The organism is Pseudomonas sp. MF6394 (assembly GCF_002018845.1).
Taxonomy (GTDB): Bacteria; Pseudomonadota; Gammaproteobacteria; order Pseudomonadales; family Pseudomonadaceae; genus Aquipseudomonas; species Aquipseudomonas lactis.
Genome location: NZ_MVOJ01000015.1, coordinates 73,083 through 98,492, shown reverse-complemented (window position 1 = coordinate 98,492; position 25,410 = coordinate 73,083). Strand labels below are relative to the sequence as shown.

Annotated in this window: 23 protein-coding genes; 10 read left to right on the top strand and 13 right to left on the bottom strand. The window is 61.7% G+C overall.

What is annotated here, in order from left to right:
- Positions 1–13 precede the first annotated feature (13 nt).
- The 6 genes from pqqF (at position 14) to pqqE (ending at position 5,758) form a co-directional block, all read left to right on the top strand.
- Complete coding sequence (gene pqqF / locus MF6394_RS17140; protein ID WP_078467120.1) at positions 14–2,383, top strand: pyrroloquinoline quinone biosynthesis protein PqqF; 2,370 nt, start codon at positions 14–16, stop codon at positions 2,381–2,383.
- A 158-nt stretch (positions 2,384–2,541) separates the two neighbouring features.
- A complete protein-coding gene (pqqA, locus tag MF6394_RS17135) occupies positions 2,542–2,616 on the top strand; it encodes a pyrroloquinoline quinone precursor peptide PqqA (protein ID WP_003194766.1) in 75 nt (24 codons plus the stop codon).
- Between the two features lie 71 nt (positions 2,617–2,687).
- Complete coding sequence (gene pqqB / locus MF6394_RS17130; protein WP_014720194.1) at positions 2,688–3,599, top strand: pyrroloquinoline quinone biosynthesis protein PqqB; 912 nt, start codon at positions 2,688–2,690, stop codon at positions 3,597–3,599.
- 11 nt (positions 3,600–3,610) lie between these two features.
- The gene (gene pqqC, locus MF6394_RS17125) at positions 3,611–4,363 is read left to right on the top strand and encodes a pyrroloquinoline-quinone synthase PqqC (protein ID WP_047711927.1); all 753 of its coding nucleotides are present in this window, start codon (positions 3,611–3,613) and stop codon (positions 4,361–4,363) included.
- Complete coding sequence (gene pqqD / locus MF6394_RS17120) at positions 4,360–4,635, top strand: pyrroloquinoline quinone biosynthesis peptide chaperone PqqD (protein WP_047711928.1); 276 nt, start codon at positions 4,360–4,362, stop codon at positions 4,633–4,635. Before pqqC ends, pqqD begins: the two co-directional genes overlap by 4 nt.
- Complete coding sequence (gene pqqE / locus MF6394_RS17115; protein ID WP_019817403.1) at positions 4,628–5,758, top strand: pyrroloquinoline quinone biosynthesis protein PqqE; 1,131 nt, start codon at positions 4,628–4,630, stop codon at positions 5,756–5,758. Before pqqD ends, pqqE begins: the two co-directional genes overlap by 8 nt.
- Positions 5,759–5,763: 5 nt before the next feature.
- Here pqqE and MF6394_RS17110 read toward each other — a convergent pair whose 3' ends face one another.
- The 3 genes from MF6394_RS17110 to MF6394_RS17100 form a co-directional block, all read right to left on the bottom strand.
- Positions 5,764–5,922: a YqaE/Pmp3 family membrane protein gene (locus MF6394_RS17110; RefSeq protein WP_003194776.1), complete on the bottom strand. Its 159-nt coding sequence runs from the start codon at positions 5,920–5,922 to the stop codon at positions 5,764–5,766.
- Between the two features lie 93 nt (positions 5,923–6,015).
- Complete coding sequence (locus MF6394_RS17105) at positions 6,016–6,333, bottom strand: helix-turn-helix domain-containing protein (protein WP_034133912.1); 318 nt, start codon at positions 6,331–6,333, stop codon at positions 6,016–6,018.
- A 242-nt stretch (positions 6,334–6,575) separates the two neighbouring features.
- Complete coding sequence (locus MF6394_RS17100) at positions 6,576–7,838, bottom strand: aspartate aminotransferase family protein (RefSeq protein ID WP_057710294.1); 1,263 nt, start codon at positions 7,836–7,838, stop codon at positions 6,576–6,578.
- Positions 7,839–8,047: 209 nt separating this feature from the next.
- Between MF6394_RS17100 and MF6394_RS17095 the strand changes: the two genes are divergently transcribed.
- Positions 8,048–8,947 carry a LysR family transcriptional regulator gene (locus MF6394_RS17095; RefSeq protein ID WP_032895007.1) on the top strand — a complete coding sequence of 300 codons (900 nt, stop codon included), beginning with the start codon at positions 8,048–8,050 and terminating at the stop codon, positions 8,945–8,947.
- A 226-nt stretch (positions 8,948–9,173) separates the two neighbouring features.
- On the opposite strand, the gene MF6394_RS17090 is transcribed toward MF6394_RS17095, so the two are convergent.
- From MF6394_RS17090 to bioB, 10 genes are all read right to left on the bottom strand, one after another.
- On the bottom strand, positions 9,174–10,952 hold the full coding sequence (locus tag MF6394_RS17090; protein ID WP_078467119.1) for an acyl-CoA dehydrogenase C-terminal domain-containing protein: 1,779 nt from the start codon (positions 10,950–10,952) through the stop codon (positions 9,174–9,176).
- Positions 10,953–11,201: 249 nt separating this feature from the next.
- On the bottom strand, positions 11,202–12,971 hold the full coding sequence (locus MF6394_RS17085; RefSeq protein ID WP_078467118.1) for an acyl-CoA dehydrogenase C-terminal domain-containing protein: 1,770 nt from the start codon (positions 12,969–12,971) through the stop codon (positions 11,202–11,204).
- A 90-nt stretch (positions 12,972–13,061) separates the two neighbouring features.
- The gene (locus MF6394_RS17080; RefSeq protein ID WP_069557410.1) at positions 13,062–14,351 is read right to left on the bottom strand and encodes a GGDEF domain-containing protein; all 1,290 of its coding nucleotides are present in this window, start codon (positions 14,349–14,351) and stop codon (positions 13,062–13,064) included.
- A gap of 317 nt (positions 14,352–14,668) precedes the next feature.
- The gene (locus tag MF6394_RS17075) at positions 14,669–16,474 is read right to left on the bottom strand and encodes a phenylacyl-CoA dehydrogenase (RefSeq protein ID WP_020302163.1); all 1,806 of its coding nucleotides are present in this window, start codon (positions 16,472–16,474) and stop codon (positions 14,669–14,671) included.
- A 318-nt stretch (positions 16,475–16,792) separates the two neighbouring features.
- Positions 16,793–17,074 (bottom strand): hypothetical protein, encoded by a 282-nt coding sequence (locus MF6394_RS17065; RefSeq protein WP_044271747.1) that lies wholly within the window; start codon positions 17,072–17,074, stop codon positions 16,793–16,795.
- Positions 17,075–17,181: 107 nt separating this feature from the next.
- On the bottom strand, positions 17,182–17,862 hold the full coding sequence (gene bioD, locus MF6394_RS17060; RefSeq protein ID WP_047711931.1) for a dethiobiotin synthase: 681 nt from the start codon (positions 17,860–17,862) through the stop codon (positions 17,182–17,184).
- A complete protein-coding gene (gene bioC / locus MF6394_RS17055) occupies positions 17,859–18,671 on the bottom strand; it encodes a malonyl-ACP O-methyltransferase BioC (RefSeq protein WP_078467116.1) in 813 nt (270 codons plus the stop codon). The genes bioD and bioC overlap by 4 nt, the downstream gene beginning before the upstream one ends.
- Positions 18,664–19,395: an alpha/beta fold hydrolase gene (locus tag MF6394_RS17050; protein ID WP_078467115.1), complete on the bottom strand. Its 732-nt coding sequence runs from the start codon at positions 19,393–19,395 to the stop codon at positions 18,664–18,666. Before MF6394_RS17050 ends, bioC begins: the two co-directional genes overlap by 8 nt.
- Positions 19,388–20,569, bottom strand: a complete 1,182-nt coding sequence (gene bioF / locus MF6394_RS17045; RefSeq protein ID WP_069557412.1) for an 8-amino-7-oxononanoate synthase — start codon at positions 20,567–20,569, stop codon at positions 19,388–19,390. The genes MF6394_RS17050 and bioF overlap by 8 nt, the downstream gene beginning before the upstream one ends.
- Before the next feature lie 146 nt (positions 20,570–20,715).
- Positions 20,716–21,771, bottom strand: coding sequence for a biotin synthase BioB (bioB, locus tag MF6394_RS17040; protein WP_014720209.1), 1,056 nt, complete (start codon positions 21,769–21,771; stop codon positions 20,716–20,718).
- A gap of 92 nt (positions 21,772–21,863) precedes the next feature.
- Between bioB and MF6394_RS17035 the strand changes: the two genes are divergently transcribed.
- The 3 genes from MF6394_RS17035 (at position 21,864) to MF6394_RS17025 (ending at position 25,402) form a co-directional block, all read left to right on the top strand.
- Positions 21,864–22,601 (top strand): ComF family protein, encoded by a 738-nt coding sequence (locus MF6394_RS17035; RefSeq protein ID WP_078467114.1) that lies wholly within the window; start codon positions 21,864–21,866, stop codon positions 22,599–22,601.
- A gap of 58 nt (positions 22,602–22,659) precedes the next feature.
- Entirely contained in the window at positions 22,660–23,424 is a 765-nt protein-coding gene (locus MF6394_RS17030; RefSeq protein WP_047711935.1) for a TOBE domain-containing protein, read from the top strand.
- Between the two features lie 79 nt (positions 23,425–23,503).
- Complete coding sequence (locus tag MF6394_RS17025) at positions 23,504–25,402, top strand: PhoX family protein (protein WP_057710288.1); 1,899 nt, start codon at positions 23,504–23,506, stop codon at positions 25,400–25,402.
- Positions 25,403–25,410 lie beyond the last annotated feature (8 nt).

The window sequence follows — 25,410 nt, the reverse complement described above, 5'->3', positions numbered from 1 at the left end:
CTCGGAAGTGCCCATGCCTGCGCCGGTTCACCCTCATCCCCTTCACCTGACTCTCGCCAATGGCCTGCGGGTCTGCCTGCGCCATGCGCCGCGCTTGAAGCGCTGCGCCGCCGTTTTACAGGTGGCTGCCGGCAGCCATGACGTGCCATTGGCTTGGCCTGGGCTGGCGCATTTTCTTGAGCACTTGTTGTTTCTCGGTACCGAGCGCTTTCCAGCCGGCGAAGGGCTGATGGCCTACGTGCAGCGACACGGCGGGCAGGTCAATGCCAGCACCCGTGAGCGCATCACCGAGTTTTTCTTTGAACTGCCGGTGCCGGTGTTTGCAGACGGGCTGATGCGGTTGGCGGATATGCTGACTCACCCACGCCTGGCCCTCGATGATCAACAGCGTGAGCGCGAAGTGCTCGACGCGGAGTTCATCGCCTGGTCCCAGGATGCCAAGGCCCAACAACAAGTGGCGCTGCTGCAAGGCTTGGCAGCGGATCATCCGTTGCGCGGTTTTCATGCCGGCAACCGCGACAGCCTGCCGGTGGAAAGCGAGGCCTTTCAGCAAGCCTTGCGCGGGTTCCACGCACACTTTTATCAAAGCGGGCAGATGACTTTGAGCCTTGCCGGCCCACAATCGCTGACAGACCTGCAGGCCATGGCCCAGCAGTTCAGTGACCAACTGACACCCGGGCCATTGCACCCGCAGGCCGCTCCACCGGCCTTGATGCAAGGCTCGGCACGCCGCTATCAACACGTCGCCGGCCAACACCTGCATCAAGTCATTACCTGTAACGCGCCACGGGAAGCGCTGGCGTTTCTCTGCACCTGGCTCAACGCCTCGGCCCCCGGCGGGCTGTTCGCCGAACTGCAAGCACAACGACTGGCCATCGCGCTGCAGGCGTCCGTGCTGTACCAGTTTGCGGATCAAGCCGTGCTGGATATCCACTTCACTCTCGGCAGCGAGCGCGAACCGGCCACGCAGATCGAAGAGTTACTGCACGACTGGCTGAGTTTCTTCGCACACAGCGACTGGACAGCGTTACGCGAAGAATTCGCCTTGCTCAATGCTCGCCAGCAACAGGTCCAAGGCGCCCTAGTCTTGGCGCGCAACGACGCCCACGACTTGTCGGAACAAGGCGCCGCTGCCCTCAGGGCCATGCTCGATTCACTGCACCTGCCCGCCTCCCGGCACCCTTGGCAACTGCCGCCTAACAATCCTTTTCTTCGTGCGCCCGCCAAGGAAGAACGCGCCGGCCTGATTCGCGGCCAAACCAGCGCCCATCGTGGCTTGCGTACCTTTGCCCAGGATCGCTCACGGGGCCGACGGGAGCTGTCGGCGCTGACCTTCAGCCAGGCGTTGGCGGATGACACGGGCGAAGGTGCGCTGTACCTGCACTGGCGGTTTGACTCGGCGGTACCCACCGGGCTGGAAAGCCTGTTGCGGCCGTTGTGCGAACAGGCACGGCAGGCGGGCGTCGAGTTGTCTTGCGAAACGATCGCCACTGACTGGCAGGTGAAGATGCACGGCCTCCACGAGCCCATGCCGGCGGTGCTGGAAGCGTTGGCGCGGTGCCTGAGTGGCTCGGATGAACCGTCGCCCGCTCCCGCGCCGATGATCGCCATCCGGGAACTGCTCAAGGCGTTGCCTGCTTGCTGTGCCGGTGTTCAACCCGAGCCTCAGGGGACGACAGCGTCCTGGGCCACAGCACGCTGGCAGGGGCTGGGCGCAGGTCTGCCCGCCGCCTGTGAAGCGGCGATCAAAGCCGCAGCGGCCCGGTTGCCTGGGCAACCGGCAACTCAGCCTTTCACACCTCAGGCCCTTGACGGACAAAAGCGCTGGCACGCAGTCAACACCGAATCCAGCGAGGCGGCGCTACTGCTATTTTGCCCAGCACCGACGCGATCTCTCGCCGATGAAGCCAACTGGCGCTTGCTCGCGCATGTGCTCCAGGGGCCGTTCTACCAGCGCCTGAGAGTCGAATTGCAAATCGGCTACGCCGTGTTCAGCGGCATCCGACCAATCAACGGCCAAACCGGCCTGCTGTTTGGGGTGCAATCGCCCAGCACTTCCCTGGACGGCATCGTCGAACAGTTGCAGGCCTTCCTGAGGCAACTGCCGTCGTTGATCGCGCGCTGCCCCGACTTGGGTAACCAGGCCCTCGCGCAGCAGTTCTCGGCCCAGACGCTGCCCATCAACGAAGCTGCCGAGTTGCTCTGGCATGCGCACTTGGCAGGTCATTCGTCGGGTTATCTGGATCAGCTTCAACAGTTGATTCAACAGCGCACACGCGAGGATGTGCAGCACGCCGCGCACCAACTCAATGACGCAGCAGGCGGCTGGCGCTGCGTGGCCAACGGGCCGCGTATCAACGACGACTGGCAAGCAGCGCCGTGATCATTGCCAACCCTGCAACAGGCTTTCTCCACCGAGACAGCGCTAACTTGAATAAAATTGCGTAACATTGCGCAGCAATATCTGAACATCTCCAATGGGAGGTGGACTATATGTATTACTTGGTAGTGAACGTCCCATCCCTTGATAGGAGTAAGAATATGACCTGGTCCAAACCTGCTTACACTGATCTGCGTATTGGTTTCGAAGTCACCATGTACTTCGCCAGCCGTTGATTGGCTGAGTGATACAACGCCTCGGTTCGCCCGGGGCGTTTTTGTTTTGAGCTGTGCTTGATGGAGCGATCATGTTTGTCCAGATTCTAGGTTCCGCCGCCGGCGGTGGCTTCCCGCAGTGGAACTGCAACTGCGTGAACTGCGCAGGTTTTCGTGATGGCAGCCTGCGGGCCCACGCGCGTACCCAGTCGTCCATCGCGATCTCCGACGACGGCGTGAACTGGGTGCTCTGCAATGCCTCGCCGGATATCCGCGCGCAACTCCAGGGCTTTGCGCCCATGCAACCGGGCCGCGCCCTGCGCGATACCGGCATCAGCGCAATCATCCTGATGGACAGTCAGATCGACCACACCACCGGCCTGCTGAGCCTGCGCGAAGGCTGCCCGCATCAGGTGTGGTGCACCGACATGGTCCACGAAGACCTGAGCACAGGCTTCCCGTTGTTCACCATGTTGACCCACTGGAATGGTGGCCTGGCCTGGAACCGCATCGAGCTGGACGCCAGCTTCACCATCCCGGCCTGCCCCAACCTGCGCTTCACCCCGCTGCCGTTGCGCAGCGCCGCGCCGCCCTATTCGCCGCACCGCTTCGATCCGCACCCCGGTGACAACATCGGCCTGATCGTCGAAGACCTGCGCACCGGCGGCAAACTGTTCTACGCCCCTGGGCTGGGCAAGGTCGACGCGCCGCTGTTGGACATCATGGCCGGCAGTGACTGCCTGCTGGTCGACGGCACGATGTGGGACGACGATGAAATGCAGCGCCGTGGCGTCGGCACCCGCACCGGGCGTGAGATGGGCCACCTGGCCCAGAACGGCCCCGGCGGCATGCTTGAAGTGCTGGAGCAACTGCCCAAGCAGCGCAAAGTGCTTATCCACATCAACAACACCAACCCGATCCTCGATGAAGACTCTCCCGAGCGAGCGGAGCTGGTGCGGCGCAATGTCGAAGTGGCTTACGACGGCATGAGCATTGAATTGTAGGAGCGATCGAAATGACCGACACACCGTTGAGCAGGGCTGAGTTCGAAGCAGCCCTGCGCGCCAAGGGCGCCTACTACCATATCCATCACCCCTACCATGTGGCGATGTACGAAGGCCGCGCCAGCCGTGAGCAGATCCAGGGCTGGGTCGCCAATCGCTTCTACTATCAGGTGAATATCCCGCTGAAAGACGCGGCGATCCTGGCCAACTGCCCAGACCGTGAAATCCGTCGCGAATGGATTCAGCGTCTGCTCGACCATGACGGCGCGCCCGGTGAAGACGGCGGTATCGAAGCCTGGCTGCGCCTGGGCCAGGCTGTGGGTCTGGACCCCGACCAATTGCGCTCTCAAGAGCTGGTGCTACCCGGCGTGCGCTTCGCCGTGGACGCCTATGTCAACTTCGCCCGCCGCGCCAGTTGGCAAGAAGCCGCCAGCAGCTCGCTGACCGAGCTGTTCGCGCCGCAAATCCACCAGTCGCGCCTCGACAGTTGGCCCCAGCATTACCCGTGGATCGACCCGGCCGGTTACGAGTACTTCCGCACACGCCTGGGCCAGGCCCGTCGCGATGTGGAACACGGCTTGGCGATCACCCTGCAGCACTACACCACCCGCGAGGGGCAGGAGCGCATGCTGGAAATTCTCCAGTTCAAACTGGACATCCTGTGGAGCATGCTGGACGCCATGAGCATGGCCTACGAACTCAAACGCCCGCCCTATCACAGCGTGACCGAGCAGCGGGTATGGCATAAAGGGATCACCCTATGAGCTTTGATCGCAGCAACACCCCGAACTGGCGCCCGGGCTACCGCTTCCAATACGAGCCGGCGCAAAAAGGCCACGTGTTGCTCTACCCCGAAGGCATGATCAAGCTCAACGACAGCGCCGCATTGATCGGTGGCCTGATCGACGGCGAGCGCGATGTGGCGGCCATTATTGCCGAGCTGGACAAGCAGTTCCCCGGCGTGCCGGAGCTGGGTGACGACATCGAGCAATTCATGGAGGTCGCCCGTGCTGAGCACTGGATCACCCTTGCCTGAGAAGCCCGCCATCGGCCTGCCGCTGTGGCTGCTGGCCGAGCTGACCTATCGCTGCCCGTTGCAGTGCCCGTATTGCTCCAACCCGCTGGATTTCGCCGAGCAGGGCAAGGAGCTGAGCACCGAACAATGGATCAAGGTTTTTCGCGAAGCCCGTGAAATGGGCGCGGCGCAGCTGGGGTTTTCCGGCGGTGAGCCGCTGGTGCGCCAGGACCTGGCCGAACTGATCGGTGAGGCGCGCAAGCTGGGTTTCTACACCAACCTGATCACCTCTGGCATCGGCCTCACCGAGCAAAAAATCAGCGACTTCAAGAAAGCCGGCCTGGACCATATCCAGATCAGCTTCCAGGCCAGTGACGAGCAGGTAAACAACCTGCTGGCCGGCTCGAAAAAAGCCTTCGCGCAAAAACTGGAAATGGCTCGCGCGGTGAAAGCCCACGGCTACCCGATGGTGCTGAACTTCGTCACCCATCGGCACAATATCGACAAGATCGACCGCATCATCGAACTGTGCATTGCGCTGGAAGCGGATTTCGTCGAGCTCGCCACCTGCCAGTTCTACGGTTGGGCGCAGCTCAATCGCGTGGGCTTGCTGCCCACCCGCGAGCAGTTGGTGCGCGCCGAACGCATCACCAATGAATACCGCGCCAAGCTGGAAGCCGAAGGCCACCCGTGCAAGCTGATCTTCGTGACACCGGACTATTACGAAGAGCGCCCCAAAGCCTGCATGAACGGCTGGGGCAGCATCTTCCTGACCGTCACACCCGACGGCACCGCCCTGCCTTGTCACGGCGCAAGGCAGATGCCGGTGCAGTTTCCCAATGTGCGCGACCACAGCATGCAGCACATCTGGTACGACTCGTTTGGCTTCAATCGCTTTCGTGGCTACGACTGGATGCCCGAGCCGTGCCGTTCATGCGACGAAAAAGAAAAGGACTTCGGCGGCTGCCGTTGCCAGGCCTTCATGCTCACCGGTGACGCCAGCAACGCCGACCCGGTATGCAGCAAATCCGAGCAGCACGGCATCATCCTTCAGGCGCGGGAAGAGGCCGAACAGGCCACCCAGACCATCGAGCAACTGGCCTTTCGCAATGAGCGCAACTCAAGGCTCATTGCAAAAGGCTGAGGACCTCAACGCTTGGCGATGATGTACACCGCGTGGATGATGCCAGGGAAGTAACCGCACAGGGTCAGCAGGATATTCAGCCAGAAGGCACCGCCGAAGCCTACTTGCAGGAACACACCCAATGGCGGCAGCAGAATGGCGATGATGATACGAATGATGTCCATGGGTCAGCTCCAGAAAATCGGCTCGTGTGAGCCGTGTAGCTAATCGACATTGGCGGTTCGTGAGGGTTCAGTGGATTCTGGCATTGGGCCATCTCAGGCCAGAATCTCCAGCCCATGTTTTTGCACGATGCTCAATAACTTGAGCGCCATGCCACTGGGCCGTTTCTCTCCCGACTCCCATTTTTTGACCGTGGACGCGCTGGTGTTCAGGTAGCGGGCGAATACAGGTTGGCTGACATGGCTGCTTTCCCGTAGTTGCTTGATCTGTTCGGCAGGGATTTGGTCTGGCATGGATAAACATGCCTCATCATATTCTCGCAGAGTGGTTTTGCTGATGGCGCCGACAGCATGAAGCGCTTTGGCTGACTCGTGAATGGACTCAAACGCCTCGCTTTTATACTTTTTGGTCATGATGTATCTCCACAAACTCCTTGAGTCTCATAAAAACATACCACCCAGTGGTATAGATTGAAAGTCGAGCACGTCGTACCCCATCGGCAGTCCTTGCCGACGCCCGCTAAAAAACCACTGTTTCCAGAGAGACTCAATCAACGTTTTCACACCAGAAATTACCCAGACAAAAAAACGCCCCCAGCCAAAAGAATCAGGCTGGAGGCGCCGCGTATGCCGCGAGACGGTTCAGGAAACTGGGGTCAAACGGCGATGCCCTTGCGGCATTGCACTTGAGCGGTGCGCACCCGAGAAAAGGCGCGGGCAAGCCGCAGCAGCATTTCGTCGATGTGGGTTTTGCTGATGTTCAGCGCAGGGGTAAAGCGCAGGCAGTCAGGTTGTGAGGCGGTGAGAATCAAGCCTTCGTGCAGCGCGGCCTTGACCACTGCTGCGGCGCAATCGTCCGACAGTGTCAGGCCCCAAAGCAGCCCGTTGCCGCGCAAGGGCCCATGGTCGTAACGGTAGGCCAGGCGGGCAAGGCCTTCTGCCAGGTACAAGCCGGATTCGCGCAGATGCTCGAGAAAGCCGTTCGCCAATACAGCGTCGAGTACCGCGATACCCGCAGATGCCATCAGCGCATTGCCATGATGCGTACCGTCCAATTCGCCCGGTTCGAAGCAACAGGCAGTACCACGCGCCAGCAGCGCCGCCAGGGGCACGCCACCGCCGAGGCCTTTGCCCAGGGCAATGATGTCGGCCCGCACGCCGTATTGTTGTTCGGCCAGCAAGCTGCCACAGCGGCCCACACCGGTTTGCACTTCGTCGAAGATCAGCAGGATCCCCAGCTCACGACACAGGCGTTCGACGCCCTTGAGGTAATGTTCGGTCGCGGGGATGACACCGCCGCCGCTTTGTATCGGCTCCAGCATGATAGCGACGGTCTGCGCATCCACCGCTGCATGCAGGGCCGGCAGATCGTTGAACGGCACCTGGCTGAAACCTGGCAACTGCGGTTCGAAACGGTTTTCGCAGGCCACATCCGACGCCGACATCGCCCCCAAGCTACGGCCATGACAGCCGTTGCTTACGGTGATGATGTGGTAAGCGCCCCCGCGATGCAGTTGGCCCCACTTGCGTGCCAACCTGATGGCCGCTTCACAGGCTTCGGCACCGCTGTTGAGCAAATAGGCCTGGTCGCTGCCGGTGTGGTGGCACAGACGGTCGACGAGGTCCAGTTGCGCGCGGTTGTGCAAGCCCAGGCCGGGGTTGATCACGGTGAGCATCTGTTCGGCAATGGCGTCGCGCACGGCCTGGGGACTGTGGCCCAGGCTGTTGGCGCCGCCGCCTTGACTGAAATCCAGATAGGCGCGGTCGTCAGCGTCCGAAAGCCAGGAGCCGTGCCCCTGCACAAATACTTGGGGCGGGCGCGCCACAGTGGGCATCAGGCACTGGCTGGAAACCTCTGCACGCGGGGCATGCACAACCAGGTCATCCAGACTCGGCGCAGAGCGACGGAACAAGTTCACACTTCACCTCCGTTGGCAACCTGACCTTGGTCGATGCCGCCTGCCAATGAGGCCTTCAGATTTTTTGCCTTGCCTATGTAAACGCTATCAACAAAAACGCTGTTCATTGTCCGATCCGGCCCTGTAAGCCCTGCGAATAGGCGCTAGACTAGGCGCCTCGGGGGCCAGCGGCCATTTCGATTTTCCAGCTTTTTCGATAAGCAAACCTTATGGATTTCAAGCAACTGCGTTATTTCGTCGCGGTGTATGAGGAAGGCCACGTAGGCCGTGCCGCGGAGCGTCTGTCCATCTCCCAGCCAGCGCTGTCGCAACAGATTCGCCAACTGGAACAGAACCTCGACGTCAGCCTGTTCGAACGCAGCAGCAAGCGCCTGTTGCCGACCCTGGCGGCCCACACCTTATACAACCACGCATTGCCGCTGATTGATGGCATGCAGCAAGCCGTGGAGGCGCTGCGCAATTTCAAGGGCCAAGCCATGCGCACCCTGGCCATCGGCGTGCTGCAAACCGTGCACACCAGCCTGGTACCACAGATGCTTGAGCGCGTGCGCAAAGCCCAGCCCCATCTAGTGGTGCAGATCTACGAGCTGACCGGGCTTGAGATTGAGCGGCGGTTGCTCAATGGCTCACTCGATATTGGCATCAGCTACCTGCCACCCCGCCAGCCGGGCCTGCATGGCGTGCTGCTGTATGAAGACGAGTTGAAGGTAGTGATTCCTGAAGACCACCCCTTGCGCGAGTTCAAGAAAGTCTCGCTCAAACAAGCCGCCGAATTACCGATGTTGCTGCTGGGGGAAGAGTTTCAGGTTCGGCAGATCTGGCAAGGCCAACTGTCCAACCTCGGGCGGCGCCCGCAAGTGCAGGCGGAGCTCAATACCATGGTGGGCATTCTCGACAGCCTGCCTCACACCCGCTTGGCGACAGTGCTGCCTGGGCGCTCCCAGGACGAACACAACAGCAAGGCGCTGCTGTGGAAACCCTTGAGCGAGCCCAGGGTAGCGCTGAAAGTCGGGCTGGTATGCCGTGATGTGCAACGCCAGCAGGCGACGGTGGCGTTGCTGCGCACCCTGCTGGAAGACGTGATGAATGCCCCGCCGGCAAGCGCCTGACTTTTTCGCGGGCAAAAGAAAACCCCGCCGAAGCGGGGCTTTGCAGACTGTTTCCCTGACATCCATTTCACTCCGCCATCCTGGCAGAATCCTACGTGTCCGTGTTGTTGCTTTGCGCTTCCTGCGCGACGTCCATGTGAAGTAGATTAGCCGTGGATCCAATGTGGCGATAGAGGACGATTAGCAGCACGTCATGTAAGAGAATGCTTACACGCCCTCCGCGCCCTTAAAACAGGGCTTCATCCATCAGGAACAGTGATTCGCTACCGGCTTTTACCGACGCACTCAACGAGTGGATACGCGGCAACAGACGGGCAAAGTAGAAGCGTGCAGTTCCCAGTTTGCTGGCGTAGAAATCCTCCTCACCCTCTTTGCCCAACGCCGCCTTGGCCATGCGCGCCCACATATAGGCATAGGCCATGTAGCCGAACGCATGCAGGTATTCCACCGAGGCCGCGCCGATTTCATTGGCGTTGCTCTTGGCGCGGTCCAGCACCCAGGCCGTCAGCTCATCCAGGTTATCCACAGCCGCACTCAGCGGCGTGGTGAACTCGGCCAACTCAGGGCCCGATGCGGCGATGAACTGGCGGATCTCATCGGCGAACAAGGTATAGAACGCACCGCCGCTGCCGACGATCTTGCGCGCCATCAGATCCAGGGCCTGAATGCCGTTGGTACCTTCGTAGATCTGGGTGATGCGCACGTCACGCACCAATTGCTCCTGGCCCCACTCGCGGATGTAACCGTGACCACCAAACACCTGCTGGCCGAGTACGGTGGTTTCCAGGCCCAGGTCGGTGAGGAACGCCTTGGCAACCGGGGTCAGCAACGCCACCAGGTTATCGGCACGCTCGCGGGCCTGGGCATCGTCACTGAACTTGGCAATGTCCAACTGCGTCGCCACGTAGGTGGAGAACGCCCGGCCGCCTTCGTTCGCCGCCTTCATGGTCAGCAACATGCGACGCACATCCGGATGCACGATGATCGGGTCTGCCGGCTTGTCCTTGGCCTGCGCGCCTAGCGGGGAACGGCTTTGCAGACGGTCGCGGGCATATTCAATCGCGTTCTGATAGGAGCGCTCGCCCGATGCCAAGCCCTGAATGCCAACACCCAGTCGCTCATAGTTCATCATGGTGAACATCGCCGCCAAGCCACGGTTGGGCTCACCAACCAAGTAGCCCACGGCTTCGTCGAAGTTCATCACACAGGTGGCGGAGGCCTGGATGCCCATCTTGTGCTCAATGGAACCGCAGTTCACCGGGTTACGCGCGCCCAGGCTGCCATCGGCATTCACCAAAAACTTCGGTACCAGGAACAGCGAGATGCCCTTGGGCCCGGCCGGTGCGTCCGGCAGTTTGGCCAGCACCAGGTGGATGATGTTGTCGGTGAGGTCGTGCTCGCCGCCGGTGATGAAGATCTTGGTGCCGCTGACCTTGTAGGAACCGTCCGCCTGAGGCTCGGCCTTGGTGCGGATCATCCCCAGGTCGGTACCGGCATGGGCTTCCGTCAGGCACATGGAACCGGCCCACTCACCGGAATACATCTTCGGCAGGTAGGTGGCCTTGAGTGCTTCACTGGCGTGGGTGTTGATGGAGACACAGGCGCCGGAGGTCAACATCGGGTACAGGCCGAAAGCCAGGCTCGACGAGTTGATCATCTCTTCAACCTGCGCCGACACCGCCTTGGGCATGCCCATGCCGCCGTAGGTCGGGTCGCCGCCCACGCCTACCCAGCCGCCTTCGGCGTAGGTGCTGTAGGCCTGGGGAAAACCGTCGGGAGTCGTCACGGCGCCGTCCGCCCAGTGGCAGCCTTGCTCATCGCCGCCGCGGCTGAGCGGGGCAATGGATTTGGCGGTGACTTTGCCGGCCTCTTCCAGGATCGCTTCGACGGTTTCGGCGTCAACGCTGTCTGCCAATGCCGGTAACTGGGCCCAAGTATTAGCGACATCAAACACTTCGTTGAGGACGAAGCGCATATCACGCAACGGCGCTTTGTAATCAGCCATGGCAAACCTCGTGAGAACGTGAAAAGTGATTCGATAGGATCGGTTTTACAGGCGTCCAGTGTACCCGAACAACTTTTAAGACACATAGGGTCCGTTCGTGACCATTAAGTATTTATAAGTCACATACAAACCATTGTGGGAGCGGGCTTGCTCGCGAATGCGGCGTGTCAGTCGCTACATCTTTGACTGTACCAGCGCATTCGCGGGCAAGCCCGCTCCCACATTTTGACCCCGAGCAATCAGTGACCTCTACAGTGCAAAGGCCTGCGCCGGTAAGCTCATCAGGCATTCGCTCCCCGCCTCCACCGCAGCACGGTGCATGGCCGTACGCGGCAACAGGCGCTTGAAATAAAAGTCGCAGGTCGCAAGCTTCGCCTGGGCAAACCCTGGGTCATCCTGGGCTTGCGCCGCGATCGCCATGCGCAACCACAAGTAGGCAAGGATGATGTAACCGCTGTACATCAGGTAATCCATCGCCGCAGCGCCCACTTCGTCAGGGTTTTTCATCGCCGCCGTGCCGACCTTCAGGGTCAGCTCGCCCCACTGCTGGTTCAGCTCATTGAGCTGCGCCACATGGGCCTTGAGTTGCGCATGCTCGGCATTGGCCGCGCAGAACTTATGCACAATTTTGGTAAACCCACGCAGCAACTTGCCCTGGCTGCCCAGCACCTTGCGCCCGAGCAGGTCCAGGGCCTGGATGCCGTTGGTGCCTTCATAGATCGGCGCAATCCGTGCGTCACGGGCCAGTTGCTCCATGCCCCACTCGCGAATATAGCCATGACCACCGAATACCTGCATGCCGTGGTTGGTCACCTCCAGGCCGGTTTCGGTCATGAAGGCTTTACAGATCGGCGTGAGGAAGGCCAACAGGTCCTCGGCTTCCTGGCGTTGGCCAGCGTCGCTGCCAAGGTGCGCGGTATCGAGCAGTTGCGCGGTGAAATAGGTCAACGCGCGGTTGCCCTCGTTGAAAGCCTTCATGGTCAGCAGCATGCGGCGTACATCGGCGTGCACGATGATCGGGTCAGCGGCTTTCTCCGGAGCCTTGGCGCCGGTGAGCGAGCGCATCTGCAAGCGGTCGTTGGCGTACTTGATCGCGCCCTGGAAGCTCGCTTCACCGTTGCACAGGCCCTGCATTCCCGTGCCCAGGCGGGCGTGGTTCATCATGGTGAACATGCAGTTCAGGCCCTTGTTCGCCTCGCCAATCAAATAGCCTTTGGCGCCATCGAAGTTCAACACGCAGGTGGCAGAGGCCTTGATGCCCATCTTGTGTTCGATGGAGCCGCAGTGCACCGCATTGCGCTCGCCGGAGTCGGCATGGAACTTGGGCACGATAAACAACGAGATGCCCTTGGTACCCGCCGGCGCGTCCGGCAGCTTGGCCAGCACCAGGTGGATGATATTGGCGCTCATGTCGTGCTCGCCGGCCGAGATGAAGATCTTGCTGCCGGTGACCGAGTAACTGCCGTCCGCCTGCGGCACGGCGCGGGTCTTGATCAAGCCCAGGTCGGTGCCGCAGTGGGCTTCGGTCAGGCACATGGTGCCGGTCCATTCGCCAGCGGTGAGCTTGCTCAGGTAGGTGGCTTTCTGTTCGTCGGTGCCGTGGGCGTGGATGGCCGACATCGCACCGTGGGTCAGGCCCGGGTACATGCCCCAGGAGGTGTTGCTGGAGCCGATCATCTCGCTCAGCACCAGGCCCAGGGAATGGGGCAGGCCCTGGCCACCGTAGGCCGGGTCTGCCGCCACGCCATGCCAGCCACCCTCAACATACTGGGCAAAGGCTTGCTTGAAGCCTTTGGGCGTGGTCACCACGCCATTATCGAAATGGCAGCCCTCTTCATCGCCGCTGCGATTGAGCGGCGCGAGTACGTTTTCGCAGAATCTGGCGCCTTCTTCGAGGATCGCACTGACCATGTCCGGGCTGGCATCCGTGGCGCCAAGGGCCGCATAGTGGCCGTGGAAATCGAATACGGTGTCGATCAGAAAGCGCATGTCGCGCAAGGGAGCTTTGTACTCAGGCATGGCAATGTCTCCGGCAGCAGATAGGGTTAACCTACTGCCGGCCATGGCCGTGGACAATCACTGTAGCGCTGCTGAATACAGCGCCATTACTCAACCGGCAGCGCTTTGCATGCGCACCGCGCCACGGCGGGTTTGCCCGGCCGCGACCACACAATTACGCCCCGCCCCCTTGGCGGCATACAGCGCCTGGTCGGCGGACTTGAGCACCTCGTCGGGGCTGCGCTGCTCGGCCTGGCGCTCGGCCACGCCGATGCTTACCGTCACCGACACACTGGATGCTCCGCTGCCCGCACGGCGTTGGCGGCCTTGATGGTCGTCCTGGGGGCGGTCCGGGTTGCGCAACTTGATGTCGTAGCTGGCGATGATCTCGCGGATCTCCTCCAGGTGCGGCATGCACTCATCCAAAGTCTTGCCGGCAAACACCACGGCAAACTCTTCACCGCCGTAACGGTAAGCCCGCCCACCACCGCTGACCTTGGACAGCTTGCTCGCCACCAGGCGCAGCACCTGGTCGCCCACGTCGTGGCCGTGGGTGTCATTGAAACGCTTGAAGTGATCGACGTCGCTCATCGCCAGCACATAGTTACGCCCCAGCCGCTGCATGCGCTCGTTGAGCGCACGGCGCCCCGGCAAGCCGGTGAGTTCATCACGGAACGCCATTTGATACGCCTCGTGCGCCACCCCCGCAGCGATCATCAGCATCACCTGGCTGCACATGATGTTGAGGGTGAACGGCAAGATGAACGTTTGCGGCAACATCCAGAACATCCCCAGCAGCCCCACCAGTTGTGCGGCGTGCAGCGGGCGCGGCTGGTACCAGTATTGGGCGGCCAGAGTGAGAAAGCCGATCAGGAACATCGGGTACGAGAGTTGGATCAGGCTCATCCACGCGCCGTGCAGCATCGGCCAGCGAATCTCCGCCAACCAGCCCAGCAAGGCCTGGGGAAAACTCTGTTCCAAGGCCAGCGCCACACTGCCCACCGCCAGCAGCACCGCGCAGCGGGCGACGAAGTCACGGAACAGATGGGTCTTTTCCTGCCACAGCGCATAGATGCTGAACAGCAAGGGCAACAGCAGGCAGCACAGGTGGAACACCACCGCAGCGTCTTCACGCACGCGGCCGTTGTCACGGTAGAAGTCGGTCTGGGTATCCAGCAGGAAATAGGCGACGTACACCGTGACCATCAGGAACAGTTCACGCTGACGTCGATACACCGCGCAATAGGCACCGCCAAGCAACAGGACCAGGGTGGGCAACACGTTGAACAGCGAGGTGAAGAAGACGCTGAGGTCCTTGACGTACGCAGCCGAGAGCCCGGCCAGCAACAGCAGCAGCGAAGGTAGGAAATGGCTGAAACGTACAGCGGACACGCGTGACAAGGGTAAAACTCCGACCCGCAAACAAATAATAGCACTGTGCCTCTAAGCGGTCAGTTAAGCACAACCGACCGGGCATGTATCACATTGCCATCACTGTAACGGCAGCTCACCGCAATCCCTGAGTGCATCACTGCGGTTTTTTATGCGCGCCTTCTGTAGGAGCGAGCTTGCTCGCGAAAATGTCACCGGCACCGCGTTTAATCAGGCCGCCCGCATTATCGTTAGCGGCCTTCGCGAGCAAGCTCGCTCCTACAGGAGTGCAAAAAAACCGCCGCGTCCCGAAGGAGGCGGCGGTTTTTAGAAGAGCCCGGTAAGGCTTAGTAAGCCAGGCCGAAGTCTTCTTCTTTCATGTCCATCAGGTTGTTGGCGCCCGACAGCATGGTTGCCACGTGGGTGCGGGTACGCGGCAGGATGCGCTGGAAGTAGAAGCGCGCAGTCTGCAATTTGGCGGTGTAGAACGCCTCTTCGCTGGTGCCAGCGGCCAGTTTCTCGGCGGCCAGGCGTGCCATGTCGGCCCAGAAGTAAGCCAGGCACGCGTAACCGGAGTACATCAGGTAGTCCACCGAAGCGGCGCCGACTTCTTCACGGTCTTTCATCGCGGCCATGCCGACCTTCATGGTCAACTCGCCCCACTCTTTGTTCAGTGCCGCCAGCGGTGCAACGAACTCTTTGACCGCTTCGTTGCCTTCGTTGGCCTGGCAGAACTTGTGCACGATCTTGGTGAAGCCCTTGAGCGCTTCGCCTTGGGTCATCAGCACTTTACGGCCGAGCAGGTCCAGCGCCTGAATGCCGGTGGTGCCTTCGTACAGCATCGAAATGCGGCTGTCGCGAACGTTCTGCTCCATGCCCCACTCAGCGATAAAGCCGTGGCCACCGTAGATCTGCACGCCGTGGTTGGCCGATTCAAAACCGACTTCGGTCATGAACGCCTTGGCGATCGGGGTCATGAAGGCCAACAGGGCATCGGCCTGCTTCTTGGCTTCGTCGTCGGTGCCGTACTTGACGATGTCCACTTGCTTGGCGGTGAAGTACACCATCGCACGGTTACCTTCGGCGAAGGCTTTCATGGTCAGCAGCATGCGGCGTACGTCAGGGTGCACGATGATCGGGTCAGCGGCTTTGTCCGGTGCTTTCGGGCCGGTCAGGGAGCGCATTTGCAGGCGATCACGCGCATATTTCAAGCCGCCCTGGAAGCCGATCTCGGCGTGGGCCAGGCCTTGCAGCGCGGTGCCCAGGCGAGCGGTGTTCATGAAGGTGAACATGCAGTTCAGGCCTTTGTTCGCCGGGCCGATCAGGAAACCGGTGGCCGCGTCGAAGTTCATCACGCAGGTGGCGTTGCCGTGGATGCCCATCTTGTGTTCCAGGGAACCACAGGTGACCGCGTTGCGCTCGCCCACCGAGCCATCGGCATTGGGCAGGAACTTGGGCACGATAAACAGCGAGATGCCTTTGGTGCCAGCCGGTGCGTCCGGCAGGCGGGCCAGTACGATGTGGACGATGTTGTCGGCCATGTCGTGTTCGCCGGCCGAGATGAAGATCTTGGTACCGGAGACTTTGTAGGAACCGTCAGCCTGAGGCTCGGCCTTGGTGCGCAGCATGCCCAGGTCGGTGCCGCAGTGTGGCTCGGTCAGGCACATGGTGCCGGTCCATTCGCCCGACACCAGCTTGGTCAGGTAAGCGTCTTGCTGCTCGGGGGTGCCGTGCTCGGAAATGGTGTTCATCGCGCCATGGGACAGGCCAGGGTACATGCCCCACGACCAGTTGGCTTCGCCGACCATTTCGCTCACAGCCAGGCCCAGGGATTCCGGCAGGCCTTGGCCACCGTGCTCCACGTCGTGGGCCAGGCTTGGCCAGCCGCCTTCGACGAATTGTTTGTAGGCTTCTTTGAAACCTGCTGGGGTTTTAACGCCTGACTCACTCCAGGTACACCCTTCGATGTCGCCCACGCGGTTCAAGGGTGCCAGTACTTGCTCACAGAACTTGGCGCCTTCTTCGAGGATGGCGTCGACCATGTCCGGGGTAGCGTCCTGGCAAGCCGGCAGGCTCTGATAGTGCGCTTCATAACCGAGCAGTTCGTCACGAACGAAGCGAATATCACGCAAGGGGGCCTTGTAGTCAGGCATAGCGATAAACCTCTGCTGATGTAGCTGGGATGAACAACCGCGTGGATTTGTTATGGCGGTCAAACAGGTGTTTGAAACATACGTTTACGACCCAGGGTTGTCAAGCGTCGGCCAGATGCCGTTTGTCTTGACGCGGGTCAGCGTCAGGCACGCTAAGGCCTGCGGCGGGATGCCACACAGAACTTTTAGGAAAGATGAAGTTTTTTGTAGGAGCGAGCTTGCTCGCGAAGGACATCAGCACACCGTGCTAGTCCAGGCGGTACGCGTTATCGTTGGCGTTTTTCGCGAGCAAGCTCGCTCCTACAGGGTGGGACGGGATCAGGCGTAGGTATCGATCAAGGTACCGAGCATTTCATCCGAAGCCTTGGCGACTTTCGCCCCCAGCTCGACTTGAAACTTGCCCTGGGCCATTTCCACCATGTTGCTTGCCGAGTTGGACGCTTGGGCGCGGTCATTGGCTTGCAGACGGTCGCTTTGCGCGGCCGATGGCTGGGTGGTCGCGGCGCTGGCAATCTTGCCGGCCGCCTGGTCGACACGGTTCTGCCCGGTCTGAATGCTGCTCAGGCCCGAATAAAACGCGCTGCTTCCAGAGATGTCCATGGCGTAAGCCTGCCTTTGAGAAAATCGTGAAGCCCGATTGAACCAGACATCCTGGCAAAAGGCCCGTCAAAAACACTAATGGCATATTGCCTTAGCGATAGCCAAAATCAGTCAAGCAGGTCCAGCTCCAGGTACTCGGCCACTGCGGCGGCCCCGGCATGTTTGAGTTTCGGCACTCGCCCCAGGCAAGGCGCGGGCAGGCGCTCAGCCAGGGTGGCGAGGTTTTCTTCCAGACGGGAGGTCTTGGGGTCGATGATATTTGCCACCCAGCCCGCCAGCGGCAAGCCATCCCGTGCGATGGCTTCGGCGGTGAGCAACGCGTGGCTGATGCACCCCAGGCGCACGCCTACCACCAGGATCACCGGCAGTTTGAGCGCCATGGCCAGGTCCGACAGGTTGGCCTGGTCGGCCAAGGGCACGCGCCAACCGCCCGCCCCTTCGATCAAAGTGAAGTCCGCGCCCCGTGCCAGGATCTGCTGCATCGGTTTGAGCAGCGATTGCACCGTGAGCCCGACGCCCGCCTCGCGCGCCGCCAGATGCGGCGCGATAGCCGGCTCGAAGGCCACCGGGTTGACTTCGGCATAACTGAGCGGCACGGAACACTCGGCCAGCAGCGCCAACGCATCGGCATTGCGCAACCCCTTGGCCGTCAGTTGGCAGCCCGACGCCACCGGCTTTCCGGCGGCCGTGCTTTTGCCGGCGAGCCTGGCGGCATGCAACAGGCCGGCGGCGATGGTGGTCTTGCCAACATCGGTGTCTGTACCGGTGATGAAGTACGCGGCGCTCATAGCGGTTTCTCCAGTACGGCATACACCACTTGGTAAGTGGCGGGCAGGCCCTGGGCCTGGCGGAACTGCTCGTAGGCCTCTACCAGCGCGACAATCCGCGCACGGCCCGTCAACCCTCCCGGGCGGCCTGGGTTGAGGTTGTGGGCGCCCAATGCCTTGAGCTCATGGGTCAGGCTGCGCACATCCGGGTAATGCAACACATGGGGCTGTCGCTCCAGGCTGATCACGCGCAAACCACTGGCTGCACACAGTTGCTGATAAGCCTCGAAGGTGCGGAAGCGATTGACGTGGACCAGGCCGTCCGCCGCCCGCCAACTTTCGCGCAACTCATCCAGGGTGCCTACGCACAGGCTGGCAAAGGCCAGCACGCCACCTGGTCGCAGCACACGCTGGGCTTCGCTGAGCACCGCATCAAAATGGGCACACCACTGCACCGCGAGGCTGGAGAAGAGCAGCTCGAAGCCGTCAGCTGCAAGCGGCAAGCGTTCTGCATCACCGGCTATAAAGGGCGCGGCGCCACCCAGCGGACGCGCGTGGTTGAGCATGCCCTCGGCAATGTCCAGCGCCACACCTTGGCTACCGGGCAAACGCTCGCCCAATACGCGGCTGAAGTAGCCCGTGCCGCAGCCCATGTCCAGCCAACGCTGGGGCACCAGACCGTGCGGCAAGCGGCCGAGCAGTTCATGCCCGACCGCACGCTGCAACTCGGCGACGCTGTCGTAACTGGCCGCCGCACGGGAGAACGAGGCCGCGACCTGGCGCTTGTCCGGCAAGCCCCCAGGCAAGGGCGGGTGGGATAGGTCAGTCATCAACACACTCATGCAAAAAAGCCTGGATAGCCCCGGCTACTCCGTTAGGGTCTTCCAGAAGAAACGCGTGACCGGCCTGTTCAATCAGGCCGATTTCCACATCGGGAAGCAAGGCCAGCAGGTCGCTGGCGGCTTCGGCAGGCACCAGCTCATCCAGGCCGGCAAACAGGTGCAACTGTGGGCCGCGAAAAGCCTGCAAGGCCGCCCGCGTATCCAGTTGGGCCAGCAGTTCCAGGCCGGGCATCAAGACGCTGGGGGAGGTATTCGGCGCGCCGCTGACCAATAAGCGCGACAAGCCGCGTGGGTCTTCGGCCCCCTTGGCACACAACAGGCCAAAACGCTTGAGCGTGACTTGGGAATCAGCGTGACAGCCGGCCAGAAATGCATCGAAGGTTTCGGCAGGCATCCCGTGAGGCCAGCCATCATGGGCGACGAAACACGGGTTGCTCGCCAGGGTCAGCAAACCGCAGCACCGCTCGCCACGGCGCGCCGCCAACTCCGACGCGAGCATGCCGCCCAGCGACCAGCCCCCAAGCCAGGCGTTGTCCGGCAGCGTCGCATCGAGTTCGTCGAGCCATTCACCGAGTTCGCTGGCCTCAAGCGCCGGCAAGGGTTCGATCTGTACCTGCAAGTGCTCGTTCAGGCCATGCAACGCGGCGGCCAACGGTTCCAGCGGTGACACACCCAGGCCCCAGCCCGGTAGCAGGATCAGTCGATTACGCATGGCCAGACTCCGAGTCGCCTAATAAGCGAAAACACGCTTGCAACCCTTCTAACAGTAGCTGCACCTGCGCTTCGCTGTGGGCTGCCGTCAATGTCACCCGCAGACGGGCACTGCCGGCCGGCACGGTCGGTGGGCGAATGGCAGTCACCATCAGGCCGCGCTCGCGCAGCATCTGCGACAGGCGCAGTGCCCGGGCGCTGTCGCCAATCAGGATCGGTTGGATCGGCGTAAAGCTGTCCATCAACGCCAGGCCTATCTGCTCGGCGCCGCAACGGAACTGGCGGATCAGCGCGTTGAGGTGCTCGCGTCGCCACTGTTCGCTGCGCAGCAGCTCCAGGCTTTTGAGGGTGGCGCAGGCCAGTGCCGGTGGCTGGCTGGTGGTGTAGATATACGGGCGGGCGAATTGGATCAGGCTCTCGATCAAGTCCTCACTGCCGGCCACGAAGGCCCCGGCAGTGCCGAACGCTTTGCCCAAGGTGCCAACCAGCACGGGCACGTCGTCCTGGCTCAAGCCGAAATGCTCGACGATACCGCCGCCATTGGCGCCCAGCGGGCCGAAGCCATGGGCGTCATCCACCATCAGCCAGGCCCCTTTGGCCCGGGTTTCACGGGCCAGCGCGGGCAGGTCGGCAAGGTCGCCGTCCATGCTGAACACACCGTCGGTGACCACCAAGGTATTGCCGGTGGCTTTCTCCAGGCGCTTGGCCAGGCTGCCCGCGTCGTTATGCAGGTAGCGGTTGAAACGCGCACCGGACAGCAAGCCGGCATCCAGCAAGGACGCGTGGTTAAGCCGGTCTTCCAGTACCGTATCGCCCTGCCCCACCAGCGCCGTGACCGCGCCGAGGTTGGCCATGTAGCCGGTGGTGAACAGCAAGGCACGCGGGCGACCGGTCAAGTCAGCCAGGGCTTCTTCCAGTTCATGGTGCGGCGTGGCGTGGCCCACCACCAAATGCGAAGCGCCACCGCCCACGCCCCAACGGGACGCACCGGCGCGCCAGGCTTCGATCACTTGCGGGTGATTGGCAAGGCCCAGGTAATCGTTATTGCAGAAGGCCAACAACGGTTGCCCGTCCACCACCACCTGCGGGCCTTGGGGGCTCTGCAGCAAGGGGCGCTGGCGGTAAAGATGGTCGGCACGGCGGGCAGCGAGGCGCGCGGCGAGATCGAAAGACATGCTGGCCTCGATTTAACAGGTTCAACTGCGTCCAATGTGGGAGCTGGCTTGCCTGCGATAGCGGTCCTTCTGACACTTCTACGTTGAAAGTGCCGCCGTCACCGCAGGCAAGCCAGCTCCTACACTGGGATGCATTCCAAAGGTGGTTACACCACAGCGTTGTAGAACTGCTCGCTGCTCTTTTGCTCCACCAACGCCTGCTCGATCGCCGCCTGGTGCACTTCGTCGGCATGCTCTTCACGGGCTTCGGGCAAGATGCCCAGGCGTGCGAACAGTTGCATGTCTTTGTCAGCCTGGGGGTTGGCGGTGGTCAGCAGTTTGTCGCCGTAGAAGATCGAGTTGGCGCCGGCAAAAAACGCCAGGGCCTGCATCTGCTCGTTCATGGCTTCGCGGCCGGCCGACAGGCGCACGTGGGACTGCGGCATCAGGATGCGCGCCACCGCCAACATGCGGATGAAATCGAAGGGGTCGATGTCATCGGCGTTTTCCAACGGCGTACCCGCTACCTTCACCAGCATGTTGATCGGTACCGATTCCGGATGCTCCGGCAGGTTGGCCAGTTGGATCAGCAAGTTGGCGCGGTCATCGAGAGATTCGCCCATGCCGAGGATGCCGCCCGAGCAGATCTTCATCCCCGAATCACGTACATACGCCAGGGTTTGCAGGCGCTCGCTGTAGGTGCGGGTGGTGATGATCGAGCCGTAGAACTCCGGGGACGTGTCGAGGTTGTGGTTGTAGTAGTCCAGGCCGGCCTGGGCCAGGGCTTCGGTCTGGTCCTGGTCGAGGCGACCGAGGGTCATGCAGGTTTCCAGGCCCATGGCCTTCACGCCTTTGACCATTTCCAGCACGTAGGGCATGTCTTTGGCCGATGGATGTTTCCACGCCGCGCCCATGCAGAAACGCGTCGAACCGATGGCCTTGGCACGAGCGGCCTCCTCGAGGACCTTCTGCACCTCCATCAGCTTCTCTTTTTCCAGGCCAGTGTTGTAGTGGCCTGACTGCGGACAATATTTGCAATCTTCCGGGCAGGCGCCGGTCTTGATCGACAGCAGGGTCGAGACCTGCACGCGGTTGGCGTCGAAATGCGCGCGGTGCACGGTCTGCGCCTGGAACAACAGGTCGTTGAAGGGCTGCACGAACAGGGCTTTGACTTCAGCTAAAGACCAATCGTGACGCAGGGTGGCAGAGGTGCTGGCGCTCATGGGCGATTCCTTGATTATGCTTTGGCAAGCGCTGTGGGTAGGGCAATACCCACAGGCACGACACGGATGCTCGGCATATTTAAGGAAGATTCATGCACTGTCAACCTGAGTACAATCACCAAGTTTACATCTGGTTAAAAAGCATACAACCCTGTCTGATTTGCGATGAGAGCACCGAATCAGCCGAGGCCGTGTGCAGCGCCTGCGAAACAGAGTTGCCATGGCTGATGGAACAATGCGAGCGCTGCGCACTGCCCTTGCCCATGGATGGGTTGATCTGCGGCCAGTGCCAAAAACAGCCTCCGGCCTTTCACCAAGTGGTCGCGCCATGGACCTACAGTTTTCCCGTGGATACTCTGGTCAGCCGCTTCAAGCATCAGGCGCGTTGGCCGCTGGGGCATCTGTTGGCGCGCCTGCTGGGACAGCACTTGCAACATCGCCTCGATAACGCCGAACTGGAGCGCCCCGACTGCCTGCTGCCCGTGCCCATGGCGCGTAAACGCCTGCGCGAACGCGGCTTTAATCAAGCGTTGATGCTGGCCCGCTGGCTCAGTCACGCCCTAGACATTCCCGTTGATGAACATGCGCTGCTGCGCCCCCATGAAACCGTGGCGCAGCAAGACCTCGATGCCAAGACCCGCAAACGCAACCTGCTCAACGCCTTCGCCCTGGCCCCCGGCATCCAGGTTGCCGGGCAACATCTGGCGCTGGTAGACGACGTCCTCACCACCGGCGCCACGGCCCACAGCCTGGCGCGCTTGTTGATAAACGCCGGCGCCCGCCAGGTGGACGTGTATTGCCTGGCCCGTACGCCCAAGCCCGGCAGCTGACTTGACTCCCCCGCGCCAGCGCGGCAACGTCGGCGCATCTCACCCAAGCGTATCTGCCATGTCTGTGCCCAGCCCTCTCAACCAACACATCATCCGCCGCCCTCAGCGTATTGCCTTGCTGGGGCACATCGCCGAGCAGGGTTCCATCACCCGTGCGGCCAAGAGTGCCGGGTTGAGTTACAAGGCCGCCTGGGACGCCATTGACGAGCTGAACAACCTGGCGCAAAAACCGCTGGTGCAACGCAGCGTCGGTGGCAAGGGCGGTGGCGGCGCCAAACTGACGCAAGAAGGTGAGCGGGTGCTGCGCCTTTATCAGCGTCTGCAACTGCTTCAGGCCGAGATCCTTGGCTCGGACGAAGCGGCCAGCGACTTCAGCCTGCTGGGCCGCTTGATGCTGCGCACCAGCGCACGCAACCAGTTGCACGGCCAAGTCAGCGCCATAGAGAGCCATGGCCACAACGACATGATCCGCCTGCAATTGGCTGGCGGCCTGCATCTGGATGCACAGATCACCCACGACAGCACCCTGCGCCTGGAACTGCAGACCGGTGTGGAAGTGGTCGCGCTGATCAAGGCCGGATGGCTTGAATTATTGGCGGAGGGGCAAACCGAAACACTTGGACACAATTGCATGAGCGGTGTGATCGAGACCATTCTCGCCGCCGAAGACGGCCCCAGCGAGGTGCGTATCGCCCTGCCCAACGGCCAAGTGTTGTGCGCACTGGCGCAGCCCGTCGCACTCAAGGCCATCGACGCAGCGCAGGGCCAGCCGATCCGCGTGCAGTTCGCACCCAGCCATGTGTTGCTCGGCACCCCGGTGTAACGGGCCCGCGTCTTCAAGCTGCAACAATTCGGTCACAAGCGCTGCTTAAGGTGTCTGCAAAAACCTTAAGGAGCCTGTGATGAGCCTATTAGAAGAAAACCAAGCCACCGACCTTGAACAGATGGTGGGCCTGACCCGCCGTCGCTTTATCGGCGCAGGCGCCTTGTGCGGCGCCGCGATGTTCCTCGGCGGTAACCTGCTGAGCCGTAGCGCCCTGGCGGTGAATGCCGCTTCCGCCAGCCCGCTGCTGGGGTTCACCAGCATCGCCGCCGCCACCAGCGACACCATCACCCTGCCACCGGGCTACAGCGCTTCGGTGCTGATCAGTTGGGGCCAGCCCCTGCACAAGCACGCCCCAGCCTTCGACCCGTCCGGCCATGGCACCGCCAAGGCCCAGGAACAACAGTTCGGCGACAACAACGACGGCATGAGCCTGTTTCCATTCTCCGGCGACGACAACCGCGCGCTGATGGCGATCAACAACGAATACACCAACTACCGCTACCTCTACGCCCACGGCGGCGCGCCGCAATCGGCCGAAGACGTGCGTAAGGCCCTGGCCAGCGAAGGCGTGTCGGTGATCGAAGTACGCCGCCAGGGTGACACTTGGCAGTTCGTCCAGGACTCGCGCTACAACCGACGCATCCACGGCAATTCACCGCTCCGCTTGAGTGGCCCTGCTGCCGGCCATGATTGGCTGAAAACCAGCGCCGACAAGACCGGCAAAAAAGTCCTCGGCACGTTCCAGAACTGCGCTAACGGCAAGACGCCGTGGGGCACTTACCTGACCTGCGAAGAAAACTTCACCGATTGCTTTGGCAGCAGCAACCCGCAGCAAACCTTCGACGCCGGGCAGAAGCGCTACGGCGTGGTGGCCGCCAGCAAGGACATCAACTGGCATCAGCACGACCCGCGCTTTGACATGGCCAAGAACCCCAACGAACTCAATCGCCATGGCTGGGTGGTGGAAATCGACCCGTTCGATCCGCAATCCACCCCGGTCAAGCGCACGGCCCTGGGCCGCTTCAAGCACGAGAACGCAGCCCTCGCCGAAACCCGTGACGGCCGCGCCGTGGTGTACATGGGCGACGATGAGCGTGGTGAATTCATCTACAAGTTCGTCAGCCGCGACCAGATCAACCACAACAACCCCAAGGCCAACAAAGACCTGCTCGACCACGGCACTTTGTACGTGGCGATCTTCGACGCGGGCGACGGCAACGCCGACCACCCCAAGGGCAAAGGCCAGTGGGTTGAACTCACCCATGGCAAAAACGGCATCGACGCCAGCAGCGGGTTCGCCAACCAGGCCGAGGTGCTGATTCACGCGCGCCTGGCCGCCAGCGTGGTGAAAGCCACACGCATGGACCGCCCGGAATGGATCGTGGTCAGCCCCACCGACGGCCAGGTCTACTGCACCCTGACCAACAACGCCAAGCGCGGCGAAGAGGGCCAGCCGGTGGGCGGCCCCAACCCACGGGAGAAGAACGTCTACGGCCAGATCCTGCGCTGGAAAGCCGACGCCGATAACCACGGTGCCACGGACTTCACTTGGGACCTGTTCGTGGTGGCCGGCAACCCCGGCGTACATGCCGGCAACCCCAAGGGCGGCTCGTCCAACATCAACCCGCAAAACATGTTCAACAGCCCCGACGGCCTGGGCTTCGACAAAGCCGGGCGCCTGTGGATCCTCACCGATGGCGACTACAGCAACGCCGGCGACTTTGCGGGCATGGGCAATAACCAGATGCTGTGTGCCGACCCGAGCACCGGTGAAATCCGTCGTTTCATGGTGGGGCCGGTGGCGTGTGAAGTGACGGGGATCAGTTTTTCGCCGGACCAGAAGACGCTGTTCGTGGGCATTCAGCACCCAGGGGAAACCGGTGGTTCGACCTGGCCGGAACACCTGCCCAACGGCAAGCCGCGCTCCTCGGTGATGGCGATTCGACGGGATGACGGCGGGATCGTAGGCGCCTGATAGGCCGC

Excerpts from the sequence above, each read along its gene's own strand:
- pqqF (WP_078467120.1), top strand. The coding sequence starts at position 14 with ATGCCTGCGCCGGTTCACCCTCATCCCCTTCACCTGACTCTCGCCAAT.
- pqqB (WP_014720194.1), top strand. The coding sequence starts at position 2,688 with ATGTTTGTCCAGATTCTAGGTTCCGCCGCCGGCGGTGGCTTCCCGCAG.
- pqqC (WP_047711927.1), top strand. The coding sequence starts at position 3,611 with ATGACCGACACACCGTTGAGCAGGGCTGAGTTCGAAGCAGCCCTGCGC.
- pqqD (WP_047711928.1), top strand. The coding sequence starts at position 4,360 with ATGAGCTTTGATCGCAGCAACACCCCGAACTGGCGCCCGGGCTACCGC.
- MF6394_RS17110 (WP_003194776.1), bottom strand. The coding sequence starts at position 5,922 with ATGGACATCATTCGTATCATCATCGCCATTCTGCTGCCGCCATTGGGT.
- MF6394_RS17105 (WP_034133912.1), bottom strand. The coding sequence starts at position 6,333 with ATGACCAAAAAGTATAAAAGCGAGGCGTTTGAGTCCATTCACGAGTCA.
- MF6394_RS17095 (WP_032895007.1), top strand. The coding sequence starts at position 8,048 with ATGGATTTCAAGCAACTGCGTTATTTCGTCGCGGTGTATGAGGAAGGC.
- MF6394_RS17090 (WP_078467119.1), bottom strand. The coding sequence starts at position 10,952 with ATGGCTGATTACAAAGCGCCGTTGCGTGATATGCGCTTCGTCCTCAAC.
- MF6394_RS17085 (WP_078467118.1), bottom strand. The coding sequence starts at position 12,971 with ATGCCTGAGTACAAAGCTCCCTTGCGCGACATGCGCTTTCTGATCGAC.
- MF6394_RS17075 (WP_020302163.1), bottom strand. The coding sequence starts at position 16,474 with ATGCCTGACTACAAGGCCCCCTTGCGTGATATTCGCTTCGTTCGTGAC.
- MF6394_RS17065 (WP_044271747.1), bottom strand. The coding sequence starts at position 17,074 with ATGGACATCTCTGGAAGCAGCGCGTTTTATTCGGGCCTGAGCAGCATT.
- bioD (WP_047711931.1), bottom strand. The coding sequence starts at position 17,862 with ATGAGCGCCGCGTACTTCATCACCGGTACAGACACCGATGTTGGCAAG.
- bioC (WP_078467116.1), bottom strand. The coding sequence starts at position 18,671 with ATGACTGACCTATCCCACCCGCCCTTGCCTGGGGGCTTGCCGGACAAG.
- MF6394_RS17050 (WP_078467115.1), bottom strand. The coding sequence starts at position 19,395 with ATGCGTAATCGACTGATCCTGCTACCGGGCTGGGGCCTGGGTGTGTCA.
- bioF (WP_069557412.1), bottom strand. The coding sequence starts at position 20,569 with ATGTCTTTCGATCTCGCCGCGCGCCTCGCTGCCCGCCGTGCCGACCAT.
- bioB (WP_014720209.1), bottom strand. The coding sequence starts at position 21,771 with ATGAGCGCCAGCACCTCTGCCACCCTGCGTCACGATTGGTCTTTAGCT.
- MF6394_RS17035 (WP_078467114.1), top strand. The coding sequence starts at position 21,864 with ATGCACTGTCAACCTGAGTACAATCACCAAGTTTACATCTGGTTAAAA.
- MF6394_RS17030 (WP_047711935.1), top strand. The coding sequence starts at position 22,660 with ATGTCTGTGCCCAGCCCTCTCAACCAACACATCATCCGCCGCCCTCAG.
- MF6394_RS17025 (WP_057710288.1), top strand. The coding sequence starts at position 23,504 with ATGAGCCTATTAGAAGAAAACCAAGCCACCGACCTTGAACAGATGGTG.